General features: G+C 31.6%; 20 protein-coding genes. 13 read left to right on the plus strand and 7 right to left on the minus strand.

Features of this window, described 5'->3' with window-relative positions:
- Positions 1–36 precede the first annotated feature (36 nt).
- Positions 37–1,659 (plus strand): PucR family transcriptional regulator, encoded by a 1,623-nt coding sequence (locus HYG84_RS07225; protein ID WP_212381664.1) that lies wholly within the window; start codon positions 37–39, stop codon positions 1,657–1,659.
- 47 nt (positions 1,660–1,706) lie between these two features.
- On the opposite strand, the gene HYG84_RS07230 is transcribed toward HYG84_RS07225, so the two are convergent.
- A complete protein-coding gene (locus HYG84_RS07230) occupies positions 1,707–2,246 on the minus strand; it encodes a peroxiredoxin (RefSeq protein WP_212381666.1) in 540 nt (179 codons plus the stop codon).
- Positions 2,247–2,512: 266 nt separating this feature from the next.
- Here HYG84_RS07230 and HYG84_RS20515 point away from each other — a divergent pair, with 266 nt between their 5' ends.
- The 10 genes from HYG84_RS20515 (at position 2,513) to HYG84_RS07275 (ending at position 12,625) form a co-directional block, all read left to right on the plus strand.
- Entirely contained in the window at positions 2,513–2,644 is a 132-nt protein-coding gene (locus tag HYG84_RS20515) for a hypothetical protein (protein WP_256442590.1), read from the plus strand.
- A 1-nt stretch (position 2,645) separates the two neighbouring features.
- Complete coding sequence (locus HYG84_RS07235; RefSeq protein ID WP_212381667.1) at positions 2,646–3,404, plus strand: N-acetyltransferase; 759 nt, start codon at positions 2,646–2,648, stop codon at positions 3,402–3,404.
- 1 nt (position 3,405) lies between these two features.
- Entirely contained in the window at positions 3,406–4,293 is an 888-nt protein-coding gene (locus HYG84_RS07240; RefSeq protein WP_212381668.1) for an SPL family radical SAM protein, read from the plus strand.
- 340 nt (positions 4,294–4,633) lie between these two features.
- Positions 4,634–5,812, plus strand: coding sequence for a carboxylate--amine ligase (locus HYG84_RS07245; protein WP_212381669.1), 1,179 nt, complete (start codon positions 4,634–4,636; stop codon positions 5,810–5,812).
- Positions 5,813–5,863: 51 nt separating this feature from the next.
- Positions 5,864–7,369 carry a Mur ligase family protein gene (locus tag HYG84_RS07250; protein ID WP_212381670.1) on the plus strand — a complete coding sequence of 502 codons (1,506 nt, stop codon included), beginning with the start codon at positions 5,864–5,866 and terminating at the stop codon, positions 7,367–7,369.
- 8 nt (positions 7,370–7,377) lie between these two features.
- A complete protein-coding gene (locus HYG84_RS07255) occupies positions 7,378–8,088 on the plus strand; it encodes an aspartate/glutamate racemase family protein (RefSeq protein ID WP_212381671.1) in 711 nt (236 codons plus the stop codon).
- A gap of 291 nt (positions 8,089–8,379) precedes the next feature.
- Entirely contained in the window at positions 8,380–9,762 is a 1,383-nt protein-coding gene (locus tag HYG84_RS07260) for an L-cystine transporter (RefSeq protein ID WP_212381672.1), read from the plus strand.
- Between the two features lie 50 nt (positions 9,763–9,812).
- On the plus strand, positions 9,813–10,097 hold the full coding sequence (locus tag HYG84_RS20630) for a CC/Se motif family (seleno)protein (RefSeq protein ID WP_330655601.1): 285 nt from the start codon (positions 9,813–9,815) through the stop codon (positions 10,095–10,097).
- A 54-nt stretch (positions 10,098–10,151) separates the two neighbouring features.
- Positions 10,152–10,304 carry a hypothetical protein gene (locus tag HYG84_RS07270; RefSeq protein WP_212381676.1) on the plus strand — a complete coding sequence of 51 codons (153 nt, stop codon included), beginning with the start codon at positions 10,152–10,154 and terminating at the stop codon, positions 10,302–10,304.
- A gap of 344 nt (positions 10,305–10,648) precedes the next feature.
- Positions 10,649–12,625, plus strand: a complete 1,977-nt coding sequence (locus HYG84_RS07275) for a methyl-accepting chemotaxis protein (protein WP_212381678.1) — start codon at positions 10,649–10,651, stop codon at positions 12,623–12,625.
- A 119-nt stretch (positions 12,626–12,744) separates the two neighbouring features.
- Here HYG84_RS07275 and pepT read toward each other — a convergent pair whose 3' ends face one another.
- From pepT to ygiD, 5 genes are all read right to left on the minus strand, one after another.
- Entirely contained in the window at positions 12,745–13,968 is a 1,224-nt protein-coding gene (pepT, locus tag HYG84_RS07280) for a peptidase T (protein WP_212381680.1), read from the minus strand.
- 143 nt (positions 13,969–14,111) lie between these two features.
- Positions 14,112–15,479, minus strand: a complete 1,368-nt coding sequence (locus HYG84_RS07285) for a sensor histidine kinase (protein ID WP_212381682.1) — start codon at positions 15,477–15,479, stop codon at positions 14,112–14,114.
- Positions 15,476–16,138, minus strand: coding sequence for a response regulator transcription factor (locus HYG84_RS07290; RefSeq protein WP_212381683.1), 663 nt, complete (start codon positions 16,136–16,138; stop codon positions 15,476–15,478). The genes HYG84_RS07285 and HYG84_RS07290 overlap by 4 nt, the downstream gene beginning before the upstream one ends.
- A 94-nt stretch (positions 16,139–16,232) precedes the next feature.
- Positions 16,233–16,895 carry an SHOCT domain-containing protein gene (locus tag HYG84_RS07295; RefSeq protein WP_212381685.1) on the minus strand — a complete coding sequence of 221 codons (663 nt, stop codon included), beginning with the start codon at positions 16,893–16,895 and terminating at the stop codon, positions 16,233–16,235.
- A 245-nt stretch (positions 16,896–17,140) separates the two neighbouring features.
- Entirely contained in the window at positions 17,141–17,899 is a 759-nt protein-coding gene (gene ygiD, locus HYG84_RS07300) for a 4,5-DOPA dioxygenase extradiol (protein ID WP_212381687.1), read from the minus strand.
- A 295-nt stretch (positions 17,900–18,194) separates the two neighbouring features.
- On the opposite strand from ygiD, the gene HYG84_RS07305 reads away from it, so the two are divergent.
- On the plus strand, positions 18,195–19,079 hold the full coding sequence (locus HYG84_RS07305; RefSeq protein ID WP_212381689.1) for a DUF4392 domain-containing protein: 885 nt from the start codon (positions 18,195–18,197) through the stop codon (positions 19,077–19,079).
- Between the two features lie 164 nt (positions 19,080–19,243).
- Complete coding sequence (locus HYG84_RS07310) at positions 19,244–20,548, plus strand: CAP-associated domain-containing protein (RefSeq protein ID WP_212381691.1); 1,305 nt, start codon at positions 19,244–19,246, stop codon at positions 20,546–20,548.
- A 118-nt stretch (positions 20,549–20,666) separates the two neighbouring features.
- On the opposite strand, the gene HYG84_RS07315 is transcribed toward HYG84_RS07310, so the two are convergent.
- The gene (locus HYG84_RS07315; protein ID WP_212381693.1) at positions 20,667–21,386 is read right to left on the minus strand and encodes a phosphatase; all 720 of its coding nucleotides are present in this window, start codon (positions 21,384–21,386) and stop codon (positions 20,667–20,669) included.
- Positions 21,387–21,433: the final 47 nt, after the last annotated feature.

The following is a 21,433-nucleotide window of genomic DNA, read 5'->3' on the forward strand; positions in this document are numbered from 1 at the left end:
ATTAATATGATATAATTATTACAGCGAGGTGATTATATGGGGGTTAGTATTAGAGAAGTACTTCAGTCAAAATTCTTTAAAGATTACTATGTAATTGCTGGAGAAAATGGACTAAATAGAGAAACCCAAGCAGTTGTACTTTTTGATGCTCCAGATGGATATAAGTGGTTTAAAGGAAAAGAACTTGTATTAACCACAGGTTTTTTTTTCAAAGATAATACTGAACTTTTTAAGAATGTTATTTCATTTTTACATAATAAAAATTCAGCCGCTATGGCTATTAAGAAGGATAGATATTTAAATGAAATTCCAGAGGAAATCCTTAATCTATGCGATGATCTAGAGTTTCCATTAGTAGTTGTACCGTATAATGTAGCTTGGATTGATATAATAAATGCAGTAAATTCAATTGTTGTAAATAGGTATATAACTCGATTAAATGATGCTAATTTTATAAAAAAAAATGTTGCAAGTAATGATTTCTATAAAAAAATTGAAAATATAATCATAAATCTGTCTAAAGAGTTAAATTCCCCAATTTCTGTGAGAGATATTATAGATAAAAATATTATTAGTTATCCGACAAACTATAAATCAGAAGAGGAGATTAATAATTTATCTGAGAATATCTTGTTTAATTATCAAAAAGAAATATTATGCGACAAATTAAATATCTGTCGTATAACAAATATAGAGGACGAAAAATCTTGGATTGAAATGATTATTAAAATAAACAGCACCCCTGTAACAAAAATAATAGTTTGGGAAGAGCATAGAAGCATAGACTATTATGACTTATTTGCATTAAGATTAAGTTATACTTTGCTCTTGGAAATATATGAGCAAATATATGTAATGAATTCTTTCGAGAGAAAATTTTACGACGATCTTATAAAGTCACTATTTGATGAAATATTTGATACTAAAGAAAAATTAGTTAAAGTAATAAAAGGAATGCAAAACTTTAAGTTAAATATAGATAATAAATTTATCTGTATAATTATACGACAGGAGGAGAAAAATCCTTCTTTCTATACAATACGTGAAAAAATATACAATACTTTGCTTTTAAGAATTCCTAAAGATGAAGCTATATTTGGAATTGTAGATGATAATACAGTAGCGATTGTTAAAGATACATCAAAATATAATAGGAATATAATTATAAATGTACAGAAAGAGCTAAATGACTTATTAATAAATATTGAGAATACATTTCCGGGAAACGGATTAAAAATTGGTATAGGTAATGTTACAGATGATATTTGCTTTATAAATGGTAGCTATATTGAGGCATTGAGGGCAATTGAGGTAGGAAATTATATCTATCCTAAAAAAAAGATAATCAGTTTTGAAGAACTAGGACCATTTGGTTTACTAAGATTAGATAATATTCATAAGAAGAGTTTTGGAAGAAGTTTTAATAACCTATATCCTTTATTAAAAGAAGGATTTAATGAAGAATTGCTAACCACACTAAAAGTATATTTAGAAAGTGAGTCAAATTGTAATATAGCGGCGCAAAAGTTATACATCCATAGTAATTCTGTAAGATATAGAATAGCTAAAGTACAGCAGTTATGTAATATTGACCTTGACGATCCAATAGAAAGATTAAAGACGGAAATAACTTTAAACTTTATGGAGCTTTTTAAATAAAAGATGTAAAAGTCCCCAGCTACTTAAGTATCTGGGGACTACTATTTTTATAGAGTATCGTCTCCAGGATTCCAGTCAATAGGGCATAGTCCGCCAGATTGTAGGCCTTGAAGTACTCTTAATGTTTCATCTACACTTCGTCCAACATTTAAATCGTGTACTACTGAATATCTAAGTACTCCTTCAGGGTCTATAATAAATAATCCTCTTAAGGCAATTCCTTCTTCCTCTATTAGTACACCATAATCTCTAGCTACTTGGTGAGTCATATCAGAAGCTAATGGGAAGGATAGTTGTCCTAATCCACCTTGATCTTGAGCTGCATTTATCCAAGCTTTGTGGGAATGCTCACTATCTGTACTTACACCAAGTACCTCTGTATTAAGCTTATTAAAGTCAGCTAGTCTTTTATTTATTGCTGTAATTTCTGTCGGGCATACAAAGGTAAAGTCTAGTGGATAAAAGAACATTACTAACCACTTTCCTTTATAATCATCTAAAGAAACCTTTCCAAAGTCCTTACCATCACCGTTAGCTGTATTCATTGCAAAATAAGGTGCTTTTAACCCAACCATTCTTTCTGCCATAATAAAATCCTCCTTATTAATTGTAATTTAATACTTGTCCAATATATTTATTCCCAAATATTTCGATCCTAAACACTAATGATTATTATTTTCAATAAAATTAGGATGTGTTATATTTAGCATGATTTATCTCACTCCTAGATTCATGATGGTGTATGAGTACTTAAAAAAATTTGCTGCTTTTAAAATTAATCTTTTTACAAGGTGTAATATGACATGGTGTTGTCATATAATTGTGGTATTCTATACTTAATTAGAGGGAATATATGAATAAATTAGATTATAGAAAAGAGTATAAAGATCTATATATTCCGAAAAAAAATCCTGTTATCGTCGCAGTACCACCTAATAAACTTAAAACCGTATTGCGATATAAGATTGAAGCTGAGGTGAAGTAAAATGAAGATTATAAACGTTGATTATCATAATATTGATAGGGAACATATTTGCTGTGCCATTACAGATAGAAAAGGGGAAAGTTGTGCTTCCTTAAAAAAAGCATGGATGATGGAGCGCTTTGATGAGGGATTGATCTTTAAAAAGCTTGATGTACGGGGGAAGGTTTTTATTGAGTATATCCCTGCTGAAAATGCCTGGTGTCCTGTAGAAGCTGCTGGATATATGTTTATAAGCTGTTTCTGGGTTTCAGGTCAATTTAAAGGACAAGGTTATGGGAATAAGTTGTTAGAAGAATGCATCCGTGATTCAAAGATGCATGGAAAGAAAGGGCTGGTCATTCTTTCTTCAAAAAAGAAGATGCCTTTTTTATCAGATCCCAAATATTTAAAATATAAGGGCTTTCAATTATGCGATGTTGCTGATCCTTATTTTGAACTGCTGTATCTACCTTTTGAAAAGGATGCAGAAAAACCAAGATTAAAAGAATGCTGTAAAAAGGGTGTAGTTGATAAGATGGGAATCGTATTATATTATTCTAATCAGTGTCCACATACTGAAAAATACGCCATCATGATTGCAAAGATCGCTGATATAGAAGGTCTTGACTTTACTCTAATAAAGTATAAAACAAAAGAGCAGGCACAAAACTCACCTGCACCATTTACAACATACAGTCTTTTTTATGATGGCAAATTTGTAACTAACGAAGTGTTATCGGAAAAGAAGTTTAGAAACTTTCTTGCCGAACGGGGATTGTAAAATGGAGTTTATTAAGGCAAAAACAATCATTTCAAGCTATGCTACTAATAATTCTTGGTTTGGGAATAATTACAATATGAATATTTATAAGGGTTGTTGCCATGGCTGCATCTACTGCGATAGTCGTAGTGAATGTTATCGTGTAGAGAACTTTGATAGGGTAAGGGCAAAAGAAAATGCACTTGCCTTAATTGCACGTGAGCTTAAATCAAAACGTAAAACTGGTGTTATTGGCACTGGATCAATGAGTGACCCATATAATCCATTTGAGAAAGAGTTTAAGCTAACAAGAGGGGCACTTGAGCTGATTGATCATTATCGGTTTGGGGTTTCTATTGCTACAAAAAGTGATTTAATTTCAAGAGATATAGATATTCTAAAATCAATAGCGGTACATTCTCCAGTGCTGATTAAGATGACAATAACAACGTCTGACGATCAATTGTGTAAAAAGATTGAGCCAAATGTGGCTGAATCATCACAACGATTTGCCACAATAAAAAAACTGACTGATAATGGTATTTTTACAGGCATATTGTTAATGCCTGTACTTCCATTTATAGAAGATAATGAAGAAAACATCAGGAGTATTGTTAAGCTTGCACATGAAAATGGCGCAAAATTTATATATCCTGCTTTTGGAGTGACCCTACGACAGAATCAGAGAGAATGGTATTATAATAAGTTGGAAGAACACTTTCCATTCATTAAAGAGAAATACATTAAGCAATTTGGAAATGCCTATGAGTGTCTTTCTCCAAAGGCAAAAGAGCTATGGAAATTGTTTCAAGGTGAATGTGACAGATATGGTATTTTTTACAGGATGAATGATATTATCAAAAATTATAAGCAGGGGTATAAAGATGCTCAGCTCTCATTTTTTGATTAAGCATTTTATTTGTTTTTCAAAGCTGTGTGCTTTGATAAAGGGAACACTTGGTTTCGGCTTTTTAAATTAAAATTTTTTTAGTTTTTACTTAACACAGGATATGAATATTATCATGAGACTTAAGATTTATATGATAAAATAATCAATTATCTTAAATCAGATATATTTGTTATATTTCTCATAGAAGATGCTTTTTAGAAGCATATTATTACCAGTAATTAACATGCATCAGTATACCTGCTTACCCAAAAAATAGTTGTAAACTCTTTGTTAATGTGGCACTATATATATATTCAGTTAATAATATAATGTCTGTTTATGATATATATGGGGTGATTTTATGGAAAATAAAAATAAGGCTGTAATTTTAGGTTCAAATTATTATATAGGTTTAAGTACGATTCGTTGTTTAGGTATTCATGGTATATATACTGTAGCTGTAGATTATTCAGATAAGGATAGATATGGTGCAGAATCTAAATATTGCTCGGAAAAGCTTATTGCACCTCACTATAGACAAAATAAAGAAGATTTTATTCGTTTTTTAAAGGATTATGCAAGGAAACAAAGTGCACCTCCTGTGCTTATTCCCTGTCATGATTCATACGTCGAGGTCATTGATGAATATTTAGATGAATTAAAAGAATATTATCTTATCCCCCAGACTGAAAAGGGTTTATACACTAAGGCAATGAACAAAGAAACCCTACATCGACTAGCAACAGAAAAAGGAGTTCTTGTACCAGAAACAGTTAGGGTAAATGAGGATAATTTTTTTGAAAAAATAGAAACTATAATTAAATATCCTTGCATAGTTAAGCCTACAGACTCACCATCCTTTGTAGCAAAGTTTAGAAAGAAGATATTTAAAGTTAATAATAGAAAAGAATTAGAGGAAGCTTTAGAAAAAGCACATAATGCAGAACTAGAGGTAATTGTGCAGAGAATTATACCAGGCTTTGATGACCATATGCATACATTTGATGCATATTTAAATCAGGATGCAAAGGTAACTCACTGGACAACCTGTCAGAAGTTTCGTCAATATCCCATAAATTTTGGAGCATCTGTTTATACTGGACAAAAGTATATTCCAGAGCTTTATGGAATTGGTGCTAAATTTTTAGAAGATATAGGATATAAGGGATTTGCTGAAATCGAATTTAAAAAAGATGCTGAAACAGGGAAATATTACTTAATAGAAATCAATGTAAGAATTACAAACTTTAATAATTTATTATATAAAGTTGGACTTAATATCCCATATATAACTTATAGAGAATTAACGGGAGAACCTTTAGAACCTAAAGCTATTACAGAAAATACAAACCGAGTATTTTGGTATCTATATGAAGATTTGTTAGCTATAAGAGACTACATTAAAACGGGACAACTTTCTTTAGGTGATGTAATAAGCTCATTATTTAAGCCTAAGGCTTATGCAATATGGAGTCTAGATGATCTTAAGCCGACTTTTAGCTTTTTTAAAATGATGGCTAGTAAACTATTTAAAAGATAAATAATCTGAGTAAAAGACAGATTATAAGAAGGTAGAAAAGAGGAATAACAAATGGTAATATTAGAGAATTTGCTTAACTCTATACAGATTAAAGAGTCTTATAATGAAAAAGACATAAATATTGATGGAATTTCATATCATTCTAAAAAGGTAACTAATGGACACCTGTTTGTTTGTATTAAAGGATATAAAACTGACGGACACAAATATTTGCCTCAAGCTATAGAGAATGGGGCAGTAGCTGCTATTGTTGAAGAGTTTCAAGAGGGTATAAGCATTCCTCAATATGTTGTTGAAAATAGTAGGATAGCATTAGCTAGATTAGGTGCAGCTTTTTATAATAACCCATCTAAAAAAATGAAAATGATAGGAATTACTGCTACTAATGGTAAAACAACTACTTCATTTATGACAAATGCTATGTTAGAAAATGAAGGGCTTAAGACAGGATTAATTGGAACTGTATTAATAAAGATGGATGATTATTGTACTCCTGCTGAACTTACAACACCAGAGTCTCTAGATTTACAATATTATTTAAGCCAAATGGTAGACAAGCATGTTTCACACGTAACTATGGAGGTTTCATCTGCTGCTTTAGAGACTTATCGTGTTGAAGATGTTGATTATGATATTGTTACATTAAATAATATAAGTCGAGAGCATATTGATTCTCATGGTTCTTTTGAAAAATACTTTGAAGCTAAGTCTAGTTTAATAAGGAATGCTAGTGAAAAGAGCTTTGCTGTTCTTAACTTAGATTGTCCTTATTCAGCATCGCTTATAAATGAAACAAAGGCTCAAGTTATAACATTTGGTGTTAATAGCAGAGAAGGCCATATTGCTTGTAAAAATTTAGATTTAACTACTGGAAGAGCTAAATTTGTACTAGAAATCTTAAAGTCTTTTGAAATAAATGGTACTTCATATGAACCAACAGAGTTTGAAGTACAGCTATCAGTACCAGGGCTACATTCTGTATATAACTCTATGGTAGCTATTACAATAGCACTTTTATGTGGAGTATCTATTTCTACAATACAAAAAACATTAAAAACTTTCGCAGGTGTGGAAAGAAGATTCCAGTTTATCTTTGAAGAAGATATCAAAATTATTGATGATCACTTTGCTAATTCTGGAAATATAGATGTTACTTTGGAGACACTAAAGTATATGGATTATGAAAAACTTCATGTTGTTTACGCAATAAGAGGAGAAAGAGGGCCTACAGTAAATAGAGAGAATGCTGAAACTATTGTAAAATGGGCATCTAAGCTTGGATTAAATGAAATAACTGCTACTAAGAGTGTATCCCACGTAACTTCTAAGGATAGAGTTACAGATGAAGAACTGCAGGCATTTCAAGAAGTAATGGATAAAGCAAAAATTAAGGTTAACTTATATGATGAGCTGCCAGATTCTATATCTCATGCTATTTCTAATGCTAAAACAGGAGATTTAATTCTATTAGCAGGCTGTCAAGGGATGGATTTTGGGGCAGAAATCGCATTAAAGCAACTTGCTATAATAAAAGATAATTTAAAAGAGGTAAGGTAGGTAAAAATATGAAATATAAGAATTTAGGTGTAATAGGTGGCATGGGACCTAAAGCGACATCAGTATTTTTTGAAAAGGTAATTGAAAATACAGATGCAAATAAAGACCAAGATCATATAAATATGATTATACTTAACCATGCTACTCTGCCAGATAGGACTACTGCTATTTTTGAAAATACAGGAGAAGTTTTTTTAGAACATATTAAAGAGGACATAAAGTTACTTGAAGTGGCTGGGGTTGCTAATATAGCTATACCATGTAATACTGCACATTACTTCTATGATGATATTAAAAATATGACAGATATTAATATAATAAATATGATAGAGGAAACTGCCAAAGATTTATATAGAAAATATGGTGAAAAAAGTAAAGTAGGTATACTAGGAACTAAAGGAACTATAAGTAGTGGAATATATGAAAAAGCATGTAATAAGTACAATATTAAACTTCTTGTTCCAAGTGAGAGTGTTCAGGATCAAACTATGAAAATAATATATGATAATGTTAAAGGCGGCTTAACGGAAGATGCTAGTAAACTGGAATCCTTAGTAATGGATTTTATAGAAAAAGAGAATTGTAAATGTGTTATTATAGCATGTACTGAGCTATCCAGTATTAACCTAAGTGCTGAAGTTAAAAAGTACTGCATAGATGCTATGGAGATTCTAGTTAACAAATCTATAGAGTTATCTGGAAAAAATCTTAAGAAATAAACCAATAGAATATTTAATTGATTTTATAATTAATTTATAAAGCCCATCTAAAACTTATATTAAATAGTTTTAGATGGGTTTTATTTATATAACTAATAAATCAACCTGTTCTAAAATGAATTATCCAGAATATTTTATATATAGTGTGACTTCGCTTTGAATTTGGGAATAAATAGAACAAATGGTTCTACTCAAAATCAAAGAAGCCCTTATTTATTAAAATACATATGAGATTATGTACTAAGGCCTACATACTCTCATATGAGTTAAAAAAGAATGGGAGGAATAAAAATGAGTACAACTTTATTAGTAGTGATTAATATCGTTATAATGGCTGTCATTATTTATGGACTTATGACGATGAAAAAGATGAACTTTTCTTTTACAACTAGGGTACTTTTAGCACTTGCTGTTGGAATAGTATTTGGTGCTATATTACAGTTAATCTATGGGGATTCCTCTGAAGTAGTATCTAAATCTAATAGCTGGTTTGCTGTTGTAGGTACAGGGTATGTAAGATTGCTTCGTATGATAGTAATTCCACTTATATTTATATCTATAACTGGTGCTATAGTTAATCAAAAATCTAAAAATTTAGGAAAGATGGCGATTCTAATACTTGCTGTACTTTTAATTACAACTGCCATATCAGCATTTATAGGTGCTGGTACTGCGAAAATTTTTAATTTATCTGCTGAAGGATTACAATCAGGTGAAAGTGAGCAAAAAGCTTCTGAAAGATTAGAAACTAATCTTGAATCATTCCAAGCAAAACCGATACAAGAGCAAATTGTAGAAATAATACCTACAAATCCATTTTACTCTATGACGGGTCAAGGTAGCTCTGCTACATTATCAGTTGTAGTATTTGCAGCTTTTCTAGCTATCGCTACTCTGGGAATTAGGCATTCTAAACCAGAATCTGCAGAGCTGTTTTCAAACATTATTAAGGCACTGCACGATGTTATTATGCGTATGGTTACTATGGTATTGAGATTAACTCCCTATGGAGTATTAGCATTAATGACTCGAATAGTTTCATCTAGTAATTTTAGTGAAATATTGAGATTAGTTCAGTTTGTAATAGCATCTTATGTAGCTCTAATAATTATGTTTGTAATCCATCTAATAATTTTATCAATATTTGGATTAAATCCACTTATCTATCTGAAAAAATCTGCAACTACTTTAATGTTTGCATTTTCTTCAAGATCAAGTGCGGGTACGCTTCCTCTAAATGTAGAAACTCAAATAGATAAGTTAGGTGTGTCTGATGGGCATGCAAATCTATCTGCATCACTTGGAACTAGTATCGGCCAAAATGGTTGTGCAGGTATATATCCTGCAATGTTAGCAGTTATGATAGCTCCGACCTTAGGAATCAATCCTATGGCTCCAGCATTTTTAATTAAGCTAATTATTATAACAACTCTAGCTTCATTTGGTATTGCAGGGGTTGGCGGTGGCGCTACATTTGCAGCACTAACAGTTTTCTCAGCCATGGGATTACCTGTAGGCTTAGTCGGACTTTTAATAGCTATAGAGCCACTAATAGATATGGGTAGAACAGCACTTAATGTAAGTGGATCTATGTTATCTGGATTATTATCTAGTAAATTTATGAATGAATTAGACCTAGAAAAATATAATAGTGAAATTAAAGTAGATGCTTAAAATATTGTTTTAAATATATTATTATAATTAATTAAACAGGGGGGATTTACGTGAAAGTTACTATTGATAACAAGACTTTAAAATTTTTAAAGTCTAAAGGAGAAAGTGCATTAACAATTTGGATAAAAGGATGCTCAAGTTGAGGCACTGGTGAGCCACAACCATCGGTCTCGATGGGAAAACCTCAAGACACAGATGAGTACTATATGTATAAAGTCGGAGATATAGAGGTATATGTAAAGTCTGATGTCAAGGCTAAAGATGATGAAATTACAGTTAAATATATAAAGATTTTATGGACAGAAAAATTATCTGTTGAAGGGATTTTAATTTGAAGGAAATGCCTAGAAAAGATAAATGCTTTTCTAGGAGCTTTAAAAGCTCAAGATATGTTAGGGAAGGATAGTGTAGTTGTAACTATATTCTCTGATGATAGTAAAAAGTATTTAAGTACGGATTTAATGAAAGAAGAACCAGTTAAAGAGAAATTTTTATCTCAACATATTGAGTTGATTAGTGTGAAGGCTTATAAAATGAAGTAATATAGAAAATGTAATAAGAATAAAAAAGCTAAGGGCCGTTTAAAATTATAATTTAAAACGGCCCTTAGCTGTATTACTATTAATCTATTAAAATATGGCCTAAACTAAACTTCCCCTCATAAGCCTATTGTTTGCGAATTTTAAATATGATAATATAAGAAATTGTTATGTCCATGTTTTAATTTATGAAAATAAAGAAAAAATGCTCAAAAGCTTTTAAAGCAGAAATAAGGTCTAGTAGTAGAGCATATATAGAGCTGTTTTGCAATTCTATTATGCGGTATATATAAATATGATAATTTTTTAACGATTTAAACTTTTAAAAAATATAAGGAGGAGTAAATATGTCTTTAAAATCCAAAATATTTATCGGTTTTACTGTTTCTGTTTTATTAATATTTTCAATACTTTCTTATTATACTTCTAGTACGACAACTAAAATTATAATTGAAAGAGAGCAGGAGATGTTGGAAGTATTAAGACAATCTGTTCAGATCCAAATGGAGAAACAGTTAGAGGCTGCGGAAATAAGTGTTTTAGCATTAGCAAACAATACGGAAGTTCAAAGAAGCTTTGCAGAGGGAAATCGTGAAGAATTAGAAAAAATGCTTGTACCTGTATATAAAAGTATTTCTTCAAAAATTTCTCAAATACAGTTTCACCTACCTGATTCTACATCTTTTCTTAGATTGCATCAGCCAGAAAAATTTGGAGATAGTTTAAAGGATTTTAGATTTACAGTGAATGAAACAAATGCTAAAAAAGAAATTATTAAAGGCCTTGAAGAAGGTGTTGGCGGCTATGGATTTAGAGCTGTAGTTCCAATGTTTTATGAAGGTGTACATACTGGTAGTGTAGAATATGGTAGTGACTTTGGAATAAGCTTTTTAAAAGGATTAAAAAATAATTATTCTGGGGAATATTTTATATATAATCTAGAAGCTAATGCAGATTCTGATTCTAATATGTTAGCTTCCACTAGTGAAGATAGCTGGAAAATCGAAAATGACGATCATTTAGAAAGATTGGGCAATGACGAAATATTATATTTAACTACTAAAGATAATAGGTACAATGTAATGCTTATTCCTTTTAAAGACTATAGGGATAATGTTCGTGGTTATTTTAAAGTAGTAAATAATAGATCCTCTTTAGTTGAGCAAATAAACGGAATAAAAAGAAATTCTATATTATATACAGTAGGACTATCATCTATAGCACTCGTGTTATTCTACTTATTTTTAAATTACTCGTTGAAACCTATTAAAGAACTAATAAATGTAACTGAAAAGGTAGCATCTGGAGATTTAACTCAAAAAATTACTATTAATACAAAGGATGAAATAAGTATACTCGCAAACTCCTTTAATATAATGACATCTAGCCTTAGAGATGTTATTTCTCGTGCTGGAAATGTATCGGAGAATGTGGCTACTATAAGTCAACAGTTATCCGCTTCATCTGAGGAAGTATCTGCTTCGGCTGAAGAAGTTGCAGGCACTATTACTCAAGTGTCAATAGCTGCACAAAATCAATTTGATTCAATAGAAGTATCAAGAGGTGCTATGGATACTATGGTTGAAAATATTAAAAATGCTGCTACAAACATAGGTAATATAAATATATCATCTAAAAACACACTAGACTCTGCACAAGAAGGTATATTATCTTCTAAAGATGCTGTAGAAAAAATTAACAATTTAAAGGATTCTACAGAAAAAACAGCGGAGGAAATATTTAAACTTAACGAAAGTTCAAGAGAGATTGAAAAAATTGTAGTTACCATAAGTGATATTGCAGAGCAAACTAATTTATTAGCTCTTAATGCAGCTATTGAAGCTGCAAGGGCCGGCGAGGCAGGAAGAGGCTTTTCTGTAGTAGCTGAAGAAGTAAGGAAACTGGCAGAACAATCCTCCCAGTCTTCTAGACAAATTGCAGAGCTTATATCAAATATTCAATATGAAATAAATGAAACAGTAAAGGCAATGGAATCTAACAATAAAGAAGTGGAGTATGGAGTAGCTAGCGTAACAGAATCTAGCAATCGGTTTTCAGATATACTTAATGAAATAAATATTATAGCAGGGCAAATAGGAGAAGTTACAACATTAACTCATGGAGTATATACAAATGCTTTAGAAGTTACAAAGAGTTTTGATATCATGACAGATATTTCTCGCGAAACAGTAGATTCTTCTAGCAATGTTGCTGCTAGCTCTCAAGAGCAAACAGCGGCAATGGAGGAGATAGCAAATGCAGTAGCAAGCCTTGCAACTACAGCATCTGAGCTTAGAGATTCCATTTTAATATTTAAATATTAAACAAAACACCACTAGAATATAGGAGGCAAACTAAACGCCTCATTGGTACACTAGTGGTGTTTCGTTTTAGAAAAAACTAATCAGCAATTCATATCTAGTATTATTGGATTTTTATATTTTTATTTGCTATACAGCTCCACAATTTTTAGAATAACCTCAACAGCCTTATCCATAGATTCTACACAAATATATTCATATTTACCGTGAAAGTTATGGCCTCCTGTAAAAATATTAGGGCAAGGCAGACCCATAAATGAAAGTCTTGCACCATCGGTACCGCCTCGAATAGCCTTAATAATAGGAGTAACTCCTACCTCCTCCATAGCTAATTTAGCAGTATCTATTATATGCATTACAGGCTCAATTTTTTCTTTCATATTATAGTATTGATCTTTTATTACAACCTCTATAGTATTTTCTCCATATTTACCATTTAAATAATCCACTGCATTTTGCATTAATGTTTTCTTTTCCTCAAAAGAATCTTTAAAGTGATCCCTTATTATGTAGTTAGCCTTAGTTTCTTCTACATCTCCATTTATTGATGTAAGTAAGAAAAAGCCTTCGTACCCTTCAGTATATGGAGGTTTATGATTTTCGGGTAACATTGAATTAAGTTCCATAGCTATTTCCATAGAATTGATCATTTTATTTTTAGCTGTTCCAGGGTGAATATTTCTACCGTGGATAGTTACTTTAACTCCTGCGGCATTAAAGTTCTCATATTCAAGCTCACCTATTTCTCCACCATCAATTGTATATGCAAAGTCTGCGCCAAACTTTTGGACATCAAAATGGTCTGCCCCTCTGCCAACTTCTTCGTCAGGGGTAAAGGCTACTTTAATGGTTCCATGTTTTACCTCAGGATTATTGACTAAATATTCAACAGCACTCATTATTTCAGCTATACCGGCTTTATTATCTGCCCCAAGCAGCGTAGTTCCATCTGTGGTAATTAAGGTTTTTCCTACATAGTTTTTTAAGTCTGGAAAATCTGCTGGAGATAAAACTATATTTTTATCCCCGTTTAAAATAATATCCTCACCATTGTAGTTTTCTACCATTTTAGGATTAACATCTTTACCAGACATATCAGGACTAGTGTCCATATGGGCAATAAATCCTATGGTAGGAACATCTTTGTCCATATTTGATGGGAGAGTTGCCATTACATAACAGTTTTCGTCCACAGATGCATCACTCAGTCCTAGTTCTTTAAGCTCCCTTACTAAAACATTTGCTAGTTCAAATTGGGTTTCAGTGCTAGGAACATTTTGAGAGTCATGCTCTGATTTTGTATCAATAGTTACATAGTTTAAAAACCTTTTAATCATATTTTCCATATATGTCGCCCCTTTCTAATTAATATTTTATAATATTTATTAAATAAATGATAGAAAAGATTGAATTAAAACATTTCTGAACTCGGCAGACCTTATTTTTTATAGGCTATAGACGGCTTATTTATTTTTTTTTATTGTTTGATTTACCAAGAAGGAATTTCTAAATAAAAAGAGACACCCTCGGCTTCATTTTTAGCCCTAATTTTACCATTGACTAAAGAAATAGCACGATGAACAATGGCTAACCCGAGTCCAACTTGTCCCTGAGGTCCTTTCTGAAACTTACGAAAAATATCATCTATGTTTTCAACTGGAATACTTGGTCCATCATTCCAAATGCGAAGGTATGCCAATTTTTCATTAGGGCATTCCGAATTTGTTAAAGATATAAGGATTTGACTCTGAGCATAGCGAATTTGATTATCTAATAAATTTTCTAAGACTACTCGCCATTGGTCTATATTTCCTTTAACAAAGGTGGGGGTAAGTTCTAAGGTCCAATTTAGCTCATTACGTCGCCAACGAAATCTTTCTACTACATCTTTTATGAGTTGATCCATAGCCACCTGTTCATTGGATGGATTGTGGGTAGCTAAGTACTCAAGCTTTGTTAAGTAAAGGAGATTACTAATAGATTTTTCTAAACGCATGGCCTCTTCTTCAATGGTTTTGACACTATTTGTTAAATTCCCTTTAGGATATATGCCATCTTGGATTGCCTGTGTATAGCTACGAATTACCATAACAGGTGTTTTAAGCTCGTGGGATGTATGCTGTAGAAAGGATTGTTGAGCTTCATCCTGTTTGATAAGTTGATTTCTCAGTTGTTCTATAGACTGACCTAATCTTCCAATTTCGTCTTCTCTTTTTAATTGTATAGGCTCCTGCCAATCTCGATTAGCAAGCTTTTTAACTCTCATTTCCAAAGTAACTAAAGGCTTAGATAAATACTTTGCTAATCCTAAAGAAGGCAACCAGCTTAGTATAAAAACTAAACTCATTATAAAAACTAACCTTTTTAAGAGGGTCTGTACTAAATCTTCACGATATGAGTCCCACATGTAAGAAACTAGAAAAATATTTTGATTTAATATTTTTTCTTTAGCAACCACATAAAAAATTTTTTTATCTCCAATTTGTCCACTATATCGTTGCACATCTGATGTTTGACTTTTTATTTGATCCCTGACCTTATATAAAAATTCTACAGGAAGGCGAGATGCAATAACCTCTGGACTATCCTCTATTAGTATAAAATGATTAACTGTTCGTATATCCTGAATTTGCTGCTTTCGATCTATTAGAATACCGTTTTTCCATGTTTCTCCTAAAAGCTCATTATTAAATCGAGCAAGAGTTAAATTTTGTGCACTTTCGATGGTGGCATAGATCTCCCTAGTAAAAAAGTCTCGTAGAGTCCAAGGAAACAGTATTGATAATAGTATTGAAATGCTTAACATTATAGCTGCAATAACTAACCAAATCTGCATTGATAATGGAAGATTCTTCATGATTTCACCATCCTATAGCCATATCCATACATTGTTTCAATACGCAACTTAGACATTTTTTTCCGAAGTCGTCTAACTAGATCGTCTACTACACGGTCAGTTCCAAAATAATCATTACCCCAAATATGAATGAGGAGCTGTTCGCGAGTTAAAGCTTGTCCTTGATTTTTAGTAAAACAAAGAAGAAGATCAAACTCCTTAGAGGTGAGATCTATTACTTTATTTTGGAATATAACTTTCCTGCTTACTTCATCTATACTATATGGAGGAATAGTTTGTGGCTGATATTGATTCGGGTAGACACGCTCTAGAAGTTTTCGGGTCCGAATTACCAGTTCGCGAGGTAGAAACGGCTTAGATAAGTAATCATCACTCCCTAGCTCTAAACCAATAACTCGATCTAAGTCAGCATCTCTTGCAGATATAAAAATGACAGGAATTTGTGGGGAGGTGGCTTTAATTTCACCAATGAGCTGATAACCATCTACATCAGGGAGCATAATATCTAATATCCATAAATCAGGTGGAGAACTGATTTCTTCTCTTGCTTTTTCACCAGTAAAAAAAGAAGAAACATTCCATCCTTCTTTTTCTAAGTAAGAAGTAAGAACTAAATTTAAATTACTATCATCTTCCACTAAATAGATTCGAAATGACATACAATCAACCTCCTTAATTTAGATTATAGCAAAAAGGACGTGAAATATCACGTCCTTTGAATCTTGCTTGGGAGGTACGTATTTTGTTCTAAGTCTAAATTAAATTGCTGATTTCTTTATTAGAAGAGTCTTTTCTTTGTATTTTAACTCGAAAACCTTCAGGCATCAATTCCTTCATCTCTTCGTGGAACTGATCCTCAGTAATTTCTTTATTTTCTAGTTTAGTTCTAAGCTCTTGTAATTTTGTCTTAACTTCCTCTAGAATATCCATTTTTTTAATAAGCTTTTTTCCCACACCTTTAAATTGAGATCCCTCAGGCATCAATTCCTTCATTTCTCCATGAAACTGATCCTTAGTAATTTCCCCATTTTCTAGTTTAGCTTTCAGTTCTTCTAATTTTACCTTAACTTCTCCGGGGATCTCTGCTTTTTCAATAAGCTTTTTTTCCACACCTTTAACTCGAGATCCCTCAGGCATCAATTCCTTCATTTCTTCGCGAAACTGATCCTTAGTAATTTCTCCACTATCTAGTTTAGCTTTCAGTTCTTCTAATTTTATCTTAACTTCTTCAGTAACCTCTATGTTACTATAAAAGACTTCATTTTCATGTGAAGATCTATTGGTAATTACTGTTCTAAGTCCTCCAAACCCTTTTGTATTTTCTGAAACATTTGCATCATTATCAGCAAAAGCAGCTGTAGGAATTAATAGAGTTAGCGAAAGCGTAGCTGGGATAATACTTTTTTTCCAATTCATAAAATCTACTCCCTTCAAATTATTGATATCTGTAAGGTACCTCCTGATTAATAGTATAGGAGAAAACTGTGGAATAATTGTCATGGAATTATGGGAAATTATGAAATGTAAGAGTAACTTATTATAGATAAATATATAAATACCTAGTGTAATTTTTATAAAATTTTACATAGATGTTTTTACTGTTATGTTCTAAAATTGATTGCGAAACTGCCTAAAACTTATTGATAGGCTCTATGTGGTTTTTATTTATATAAGAAACTTAATTGAGATATGGATTTATTTTGTATTCCCGAATATATTATCTCAAATTCATCATCTTCATCTACCATACCTAATATATAAAGAAGAGGTAGATAGTGGTCTTTGGTTGGTATAGATAAAGTTTTCATATCTCCATACTTAATAAGATCTTCGAAATCTTTTCTTTTTAAAGATTCTATTACTTCTCTTTCAAAATCTATAGCCCAATTATAAGGTTCAGAATCCCCACGTAAATCTGCTTTAAATAAGTTATGTACAAGATTGCCACTTCCTAAGACTAGTACACCTTTTTCGCGTAAAAATCTCATAGACTTTCCTAGGTTATAATGATACTCAGCTGGTTGAGCCATATCCAAACTAAGAGCAACTACAGGAATATCCGCCTTTGGATACATAAACTTCATTATAGCCCATACGCCATGGTCCAGCCCATAATCTCTAGATGGAACTATGTTTAACCCTTTTAAAATGTCCTCAATTTCAGGATATCCGGGACAATCGTATTTAATCTTGTATAATTCTTCAGGAAACCCATAAAAATCATAAATTAAATGGGGGTTGCTTGCAGTAGTAATAGCAGTAACTCCATCTGACATCCAATGGGCAGTAATTACTAAAATTGCCTTTGGTTTGGGGAGATTATTCCCAATATTATAAATACTTCGAGTGTAGGGATTATCAGAGATTATATTCATAGGTGATCCATGACCGATAAATCCAATTGGAAGCTTATTTGACATTTAATTCAGTCCTTTCAAAAGTTTTTAATAGTGTACTCTTTTAAATAAATATATATTACCCTAAACTATGATGATTTATCACAGAGGCTAGTTGTTTTCAATGGGATTTTTAAAGGTAGTGCCATTATATAATAGTTCTTATTCACATATACATATCTAAGATTTAATTCTTTAAGCTTCTCTACTAAAATCTTTGTTAGATCAAATTAGAAATTGTTTGTTATAATAACAGAGATGGTTTGAACAGAATACTAACTTACTTATATAATATTTTATTTAAGGAGAATTTGAATATATGAATTATTTTAAGAGACTAGAAGAGATTATTAGTGAAAACCTAAATAGTAGGGGTATGGATAAAGCCTATCTAGCTGGTGAAATTGAAAATGCAGCAAAGGAACTTATAAAATCAAATACTATTATAATTACTACTGGATTCGTAATTAAAGATACATTGACTGGAGAAACCGATGGGCCATTAGGTGCTATTTCGGTTGCCAGCGCATTAGAGAAACTAGGGAAAAGTGTAGTTATTATTACAGATATATATTCTAAATCAATGCTACAAGCTGCTTTAAAACTGGTAGGTTTAAAAGCACCACTAGAAATATTTATTAAAGGTGAGGAGGATATTCTTTCTCAAAGTATACTTAGTACATATAAGCCAGATTGTTTACTAGCAGTAGAAAGACCAGGCGAAGCCTCAGATGGTAATATTTATTCTATGAGAGGAGAATGCCTTAGTGATATTATTCCAAGTATGGACTGTTTGTTTAGGGAAGCAGGGCGTTTAGGATTAACTACAATTGGTATTGGTGATGGTGGAAATGAAATTGGAATGGGAAAAATAAAACAGTATGTAATAGAAAATATTCCAAATGGGGATATAATAGCGGCATCCTTTGTTACAGATTATCTTATAGTAGCAGGTGTATCTAACTGGGGCGGACACGCTCTAGCTTCTGCACTTTCCATGTTTTCACAAGAGGACTTACTTTATAATGTTGAAACAGAAAGACAGGCTTTGGAAGCTATAGTAAATGCTGGAGCTGTAGATGGTTTGACTAAAGAAAGAACCTTAACAGTTGATGGTATAAGCCTAGAAGATAATATTAGAATTTTTGAGATGATAAAATCCACAATAGAAGAAAGTCTAGCACTAGATAAAGGTGCATCTTGACATAATTCCTTTTCTTTTATAATTAGTCAATATGACACTAGAAAAATTTTAAATTAGCAAGTCTTACTTATTTGCTTTAAATACATTCATGTAACAAGTTATGATACAATTCTAATAGATGAAGCAATTTTGGAGTAAAATACATAAGAAAAGCAGGTGAAATAATGAGAAACAAGAGTAAAAGTCTTATTCTTATACTATTAATTTTGTTAACACTGATTTCAAGCTCAATATTTATTTCTGCACAAAGCGAAGTTACTATTAAACTAAATAATATTAAAATTAGTTTCCCTAATGTTAAACCATATATGGATGCTAAAGCTGGTAGGGTGCTCGTTCCAGTTAGCTTTGTAGCAGAGCGTTTAGGAGCAGAAGTTAAGTGGGATCAAGCTAATAAGGCAGTAGATATTATTAAAGATAATACTAATATGAGATTTAAAATCGGAGAAGAAAGATTTACATTGAATGGTATAAATAAATCAATGGATACTGTTGCCTTTTTAAAGGATGGAAGGACTTTTGTTCCTTTAAGATTTATTAGTGAAAGCTTAGGCATAGATATTGGATGGGACCCAAAGACATACACAGTATCATTGAAGGAGAGAAATATCAATAAAGAATTTGTCGTTCAAGGTATTTCGGTAGGTTCAACCGAAGAAGATCTAATCTCTAAGCTTGGGCAACCTGATAGGAAGGATTTAAGTAAATACGGATTTGAATGGTATATTTATAATAGGGATTATAGTAAATATATTCAGGTGGGAATAAAAGATAAAAAGGTAGTAGGTATATATACAAATGTGGATAATTGGAAGTCGACAAAGGGAATAAAGATAGGCATGGAAAGAGCCGAGGTAGAGAGGTTACTAGGAAAATCTTTAAACAGTGTTAGAAAAGGTAATACTGTTTACTCTATATATAATGTAGATGAAAAAGGACTTTATCTTATTGATGGAAGCTATGTATCTATTTTCTATGATATTCATGAAAATAATACTGTAACATCTCTGCAAATTATAGATGAAGATATAGAGCTTGGATTAGATGGATATTATGGGGTATACAGTGAAAAGCTAAGGAATAGCTTTGAAAGACAGATATTTGATCTTGCAAATGTTATCAGGATAAGGAATGGTTTAGAACCATTTACATGGAGTGACGAGGCAATGATTAGTTCAAGAAAACATAGTCAAGATATGGCTGATAGTGATTATTTTGAACATATTAATTTAAAAGGAGAAAGTCCTTTTGACAGAATGAAAAAGGAAGGGATAACCTATATATCAGCGGCTGAAAATATAGCTGCAGGAACTTCAGATGCTATTGAAACACATGAAGGCTGGATGAACTCAAGTGAACATAGAAATAGTATTTTAGGTGAATATAAAACCATTGGAGTAGGTGGAGCCTACAACTCAAGTAGCACATATAAATACTATTACACACAAAACTTTTTTACAGGGATATAAACAAAGACTCAGCTTATATGGAATTTTAATTTCATCATTATATAAATATTAAAAGAAAAACTACTAGGTACATTGAATATGCCTAGTAGTTTTTCTTTTAATTACAAATAAGATAAGATTAGAGTATATTTTCACCTAATAAATTATTTATAGCTTCTGTGCTATAGTTTATTATAAGTTCTTTAGGAAAATCTATTTCTTCCATAATATCTATACAATTAGTAAATTCTCCAATATCATAGGAAATATGAGCATCACTACCAAATATAACTTTAGTTTCATATTTTTTACATAGGTTTAAAATAGATTTTACGTTTTCATAGGCTCCTGTTCTAAAGCTATCAGGCTTTAAAGAAGAATTATTAACTTCGAGGGCCACATTATATTTTTTAGAAGCCTTTACTATAGCCTCATGATCTATAGGATATCTAGAGTCATCAGGATGGGCTATAATCTTTACATAAGGATTTTTCATGGTATTTATAATAGCATTAGTATTTTCTTCAATTGTACCTGGATCTATGCAAGGTGGATGTAAACTAGCTATAACATAGTCTAATTTTTCTAAAATCTCTACAGGCATGTCGATATTTCCTTCATAGTCCATAATATTAGCTTCTACACCTTTTAGTAAAATTAATTCATCTATTTTTCTAGGCACTACGGATAAATTAGAAAAGTAAAATACGTGAGTACTGCCAGGCATAGAAGGTGCATGATCCGCAATACCTAAAACCCTAAGGCCTTTCTCCTTAGCTCTTGATATCATTTCCTCCATTGTACTGTAAGCATGTCCACTAACAATAGTATGACAGTGTATATCTATTAGTGCTTTCATTTGTTCAACCCTTTCAAATTCTGTTTATTTAAAGAATCTATTATTTA

The organism is Alkaliphilus sp. B6464, from assembly GCF_018141165.1.
Lineage (GTDB): Bacteria > Bacillota > Clostridia > Peptostreptococcales > Natronincolaceae > Alkaliphilus_B.

Excerpts from the sequence above, each read along its gene's own strand:
- pepT (WP_212381680.1), bottom strand. The coding sequence starts at position 13,968 with ATGGAAAATATGATTAAAAGGTTTTTAAACTATGTAACTATTGATACA.
- HYG84_RS07225 (WP_212381664.1), top strand. The coding sequence starts at position 37 with ATGGGGGTTAGTATTAGAGAAGTACTTCAGTCAAAATTCTTTAAAGAT.
- HYG84_RS07255 (WP_212381671.1), top strand. The coding sequence starts at position 7,378 with ATGAAATATAAGAATTTAGGTGTAATAGGTGGCATGGGACCTAAAGCG.
- HYG84_RS07305 (WP_212381689.1), top strand. The coding sequence starts at position 18,195 with ATGAATTATTTTAAGAGACTAGAAGAGATTATTAGTGAAAACCTAAAT.
- HYG84_RS07235 (WP_212381667.1), top strand. The coding sequence starts at position 2,646 with ATGAAGATTATAAACGTTGATTATCATAATATTGATAGGGAACATATT.
- HYG84_RS07270 (WP_212381676.1), top strand. The coding sequence starts at position 10,152 with ATGTTAGGGAAGGATAGTGTAGTTGTAACTATATTCTCTGATGATAGT.
- HYG84_RS07245 (WP_212381669.1), top strand. The coding sequence starts at position 4,634 with ATGGAAAATAAAAATAAGGCTGTAATTTTAGGTTCAAATTATTATATA.
- HYG84_RS07250 (WP_212381670.1), top strand. The coding sequence starts at position 5,864 with ATGGTAATATTAGAGAATTTGCTTAACTCTATACAGATTAAAGAGTCT.
- HYG84_RS07310 (WP_212381691.1), top strand. The coding sequence starts at position 19,244 with ATGAGAAACAAGAGTAAAAGTCTTATTCTTATACTATTAATTTTGTTA.
- HYG84_RS07290 (WP_212381683.1), bottom strand. The coding sequence starts at position 16,138 with ATGTCATTTCGAATCTATTTAGTGGAAGATGATAGTAATTTAAATTTA.
- HYG84_RS07240 (WP_212381668.1), top strand. The coding sequence starts at position 3,406 with ATGGAGTTTATTAAGGCAAAAACAATCATTTCAAGCTATGCTACTAAT.
- HYG84_RS07315 (WP_212381693.1), bottom strand. The coding sequence starts at position 21,386 with ATGAAAGCACTAATAGATATACACTGTCATACTATTGTTAGTGGACAT.
- HYG84_RS07285 (WP_212381682.1), bottom strand. The coding sequence starts at position 15,479 with ATGAAGAATCTTCCATTATCAATGCAGATTTGGTTAGTTATTGCAGCT.
- HYG84_RS20515 (WP_256442590.1), top strand. The coding sequence starts at position 2,513 with ATGAATAAATTAGATTATAGAAAAGAGTATAAAGATCTATATATTCCG.
- HYG84_RS07260 (WP_212381672.1), top strand. The coding sequence starts at position 8,380 with ATGAGTACAACTTTATTAGTAGTGATTAATATCGTTATAATGGCTGTC.
- HYG84_RS07230 (WP_212381666.1), bottom strand. The coding sequence starts at position 2,246 with ATGGCAGAAAGAATGGTTGGGTTAAAAGCACCTTATTTTGCAATGAAT.
- ygiD (WP_212381687.1), bottom strand. The coding sequence starts at position 17,899 with ATGTCAAATAAGCTTCCAATTGGATTTATCGGTCATGGATCACCTATG.
- HYG84_RS07295 (WP_212381685.1), bottom strand. The coding sequence starts at position 16,895 with ATGAATTGGAAAAAAAGTATTATCCCAGCTACGCTTTCGCTAACTCTA.
- HYG84_RS07275 (WP_212381678.1), top strand. The coding sequence starts at position 10,649 with ATGTCTTTAAAATCCAAAATATTTATCGGTTTTACTGTTTCTGTTTTA.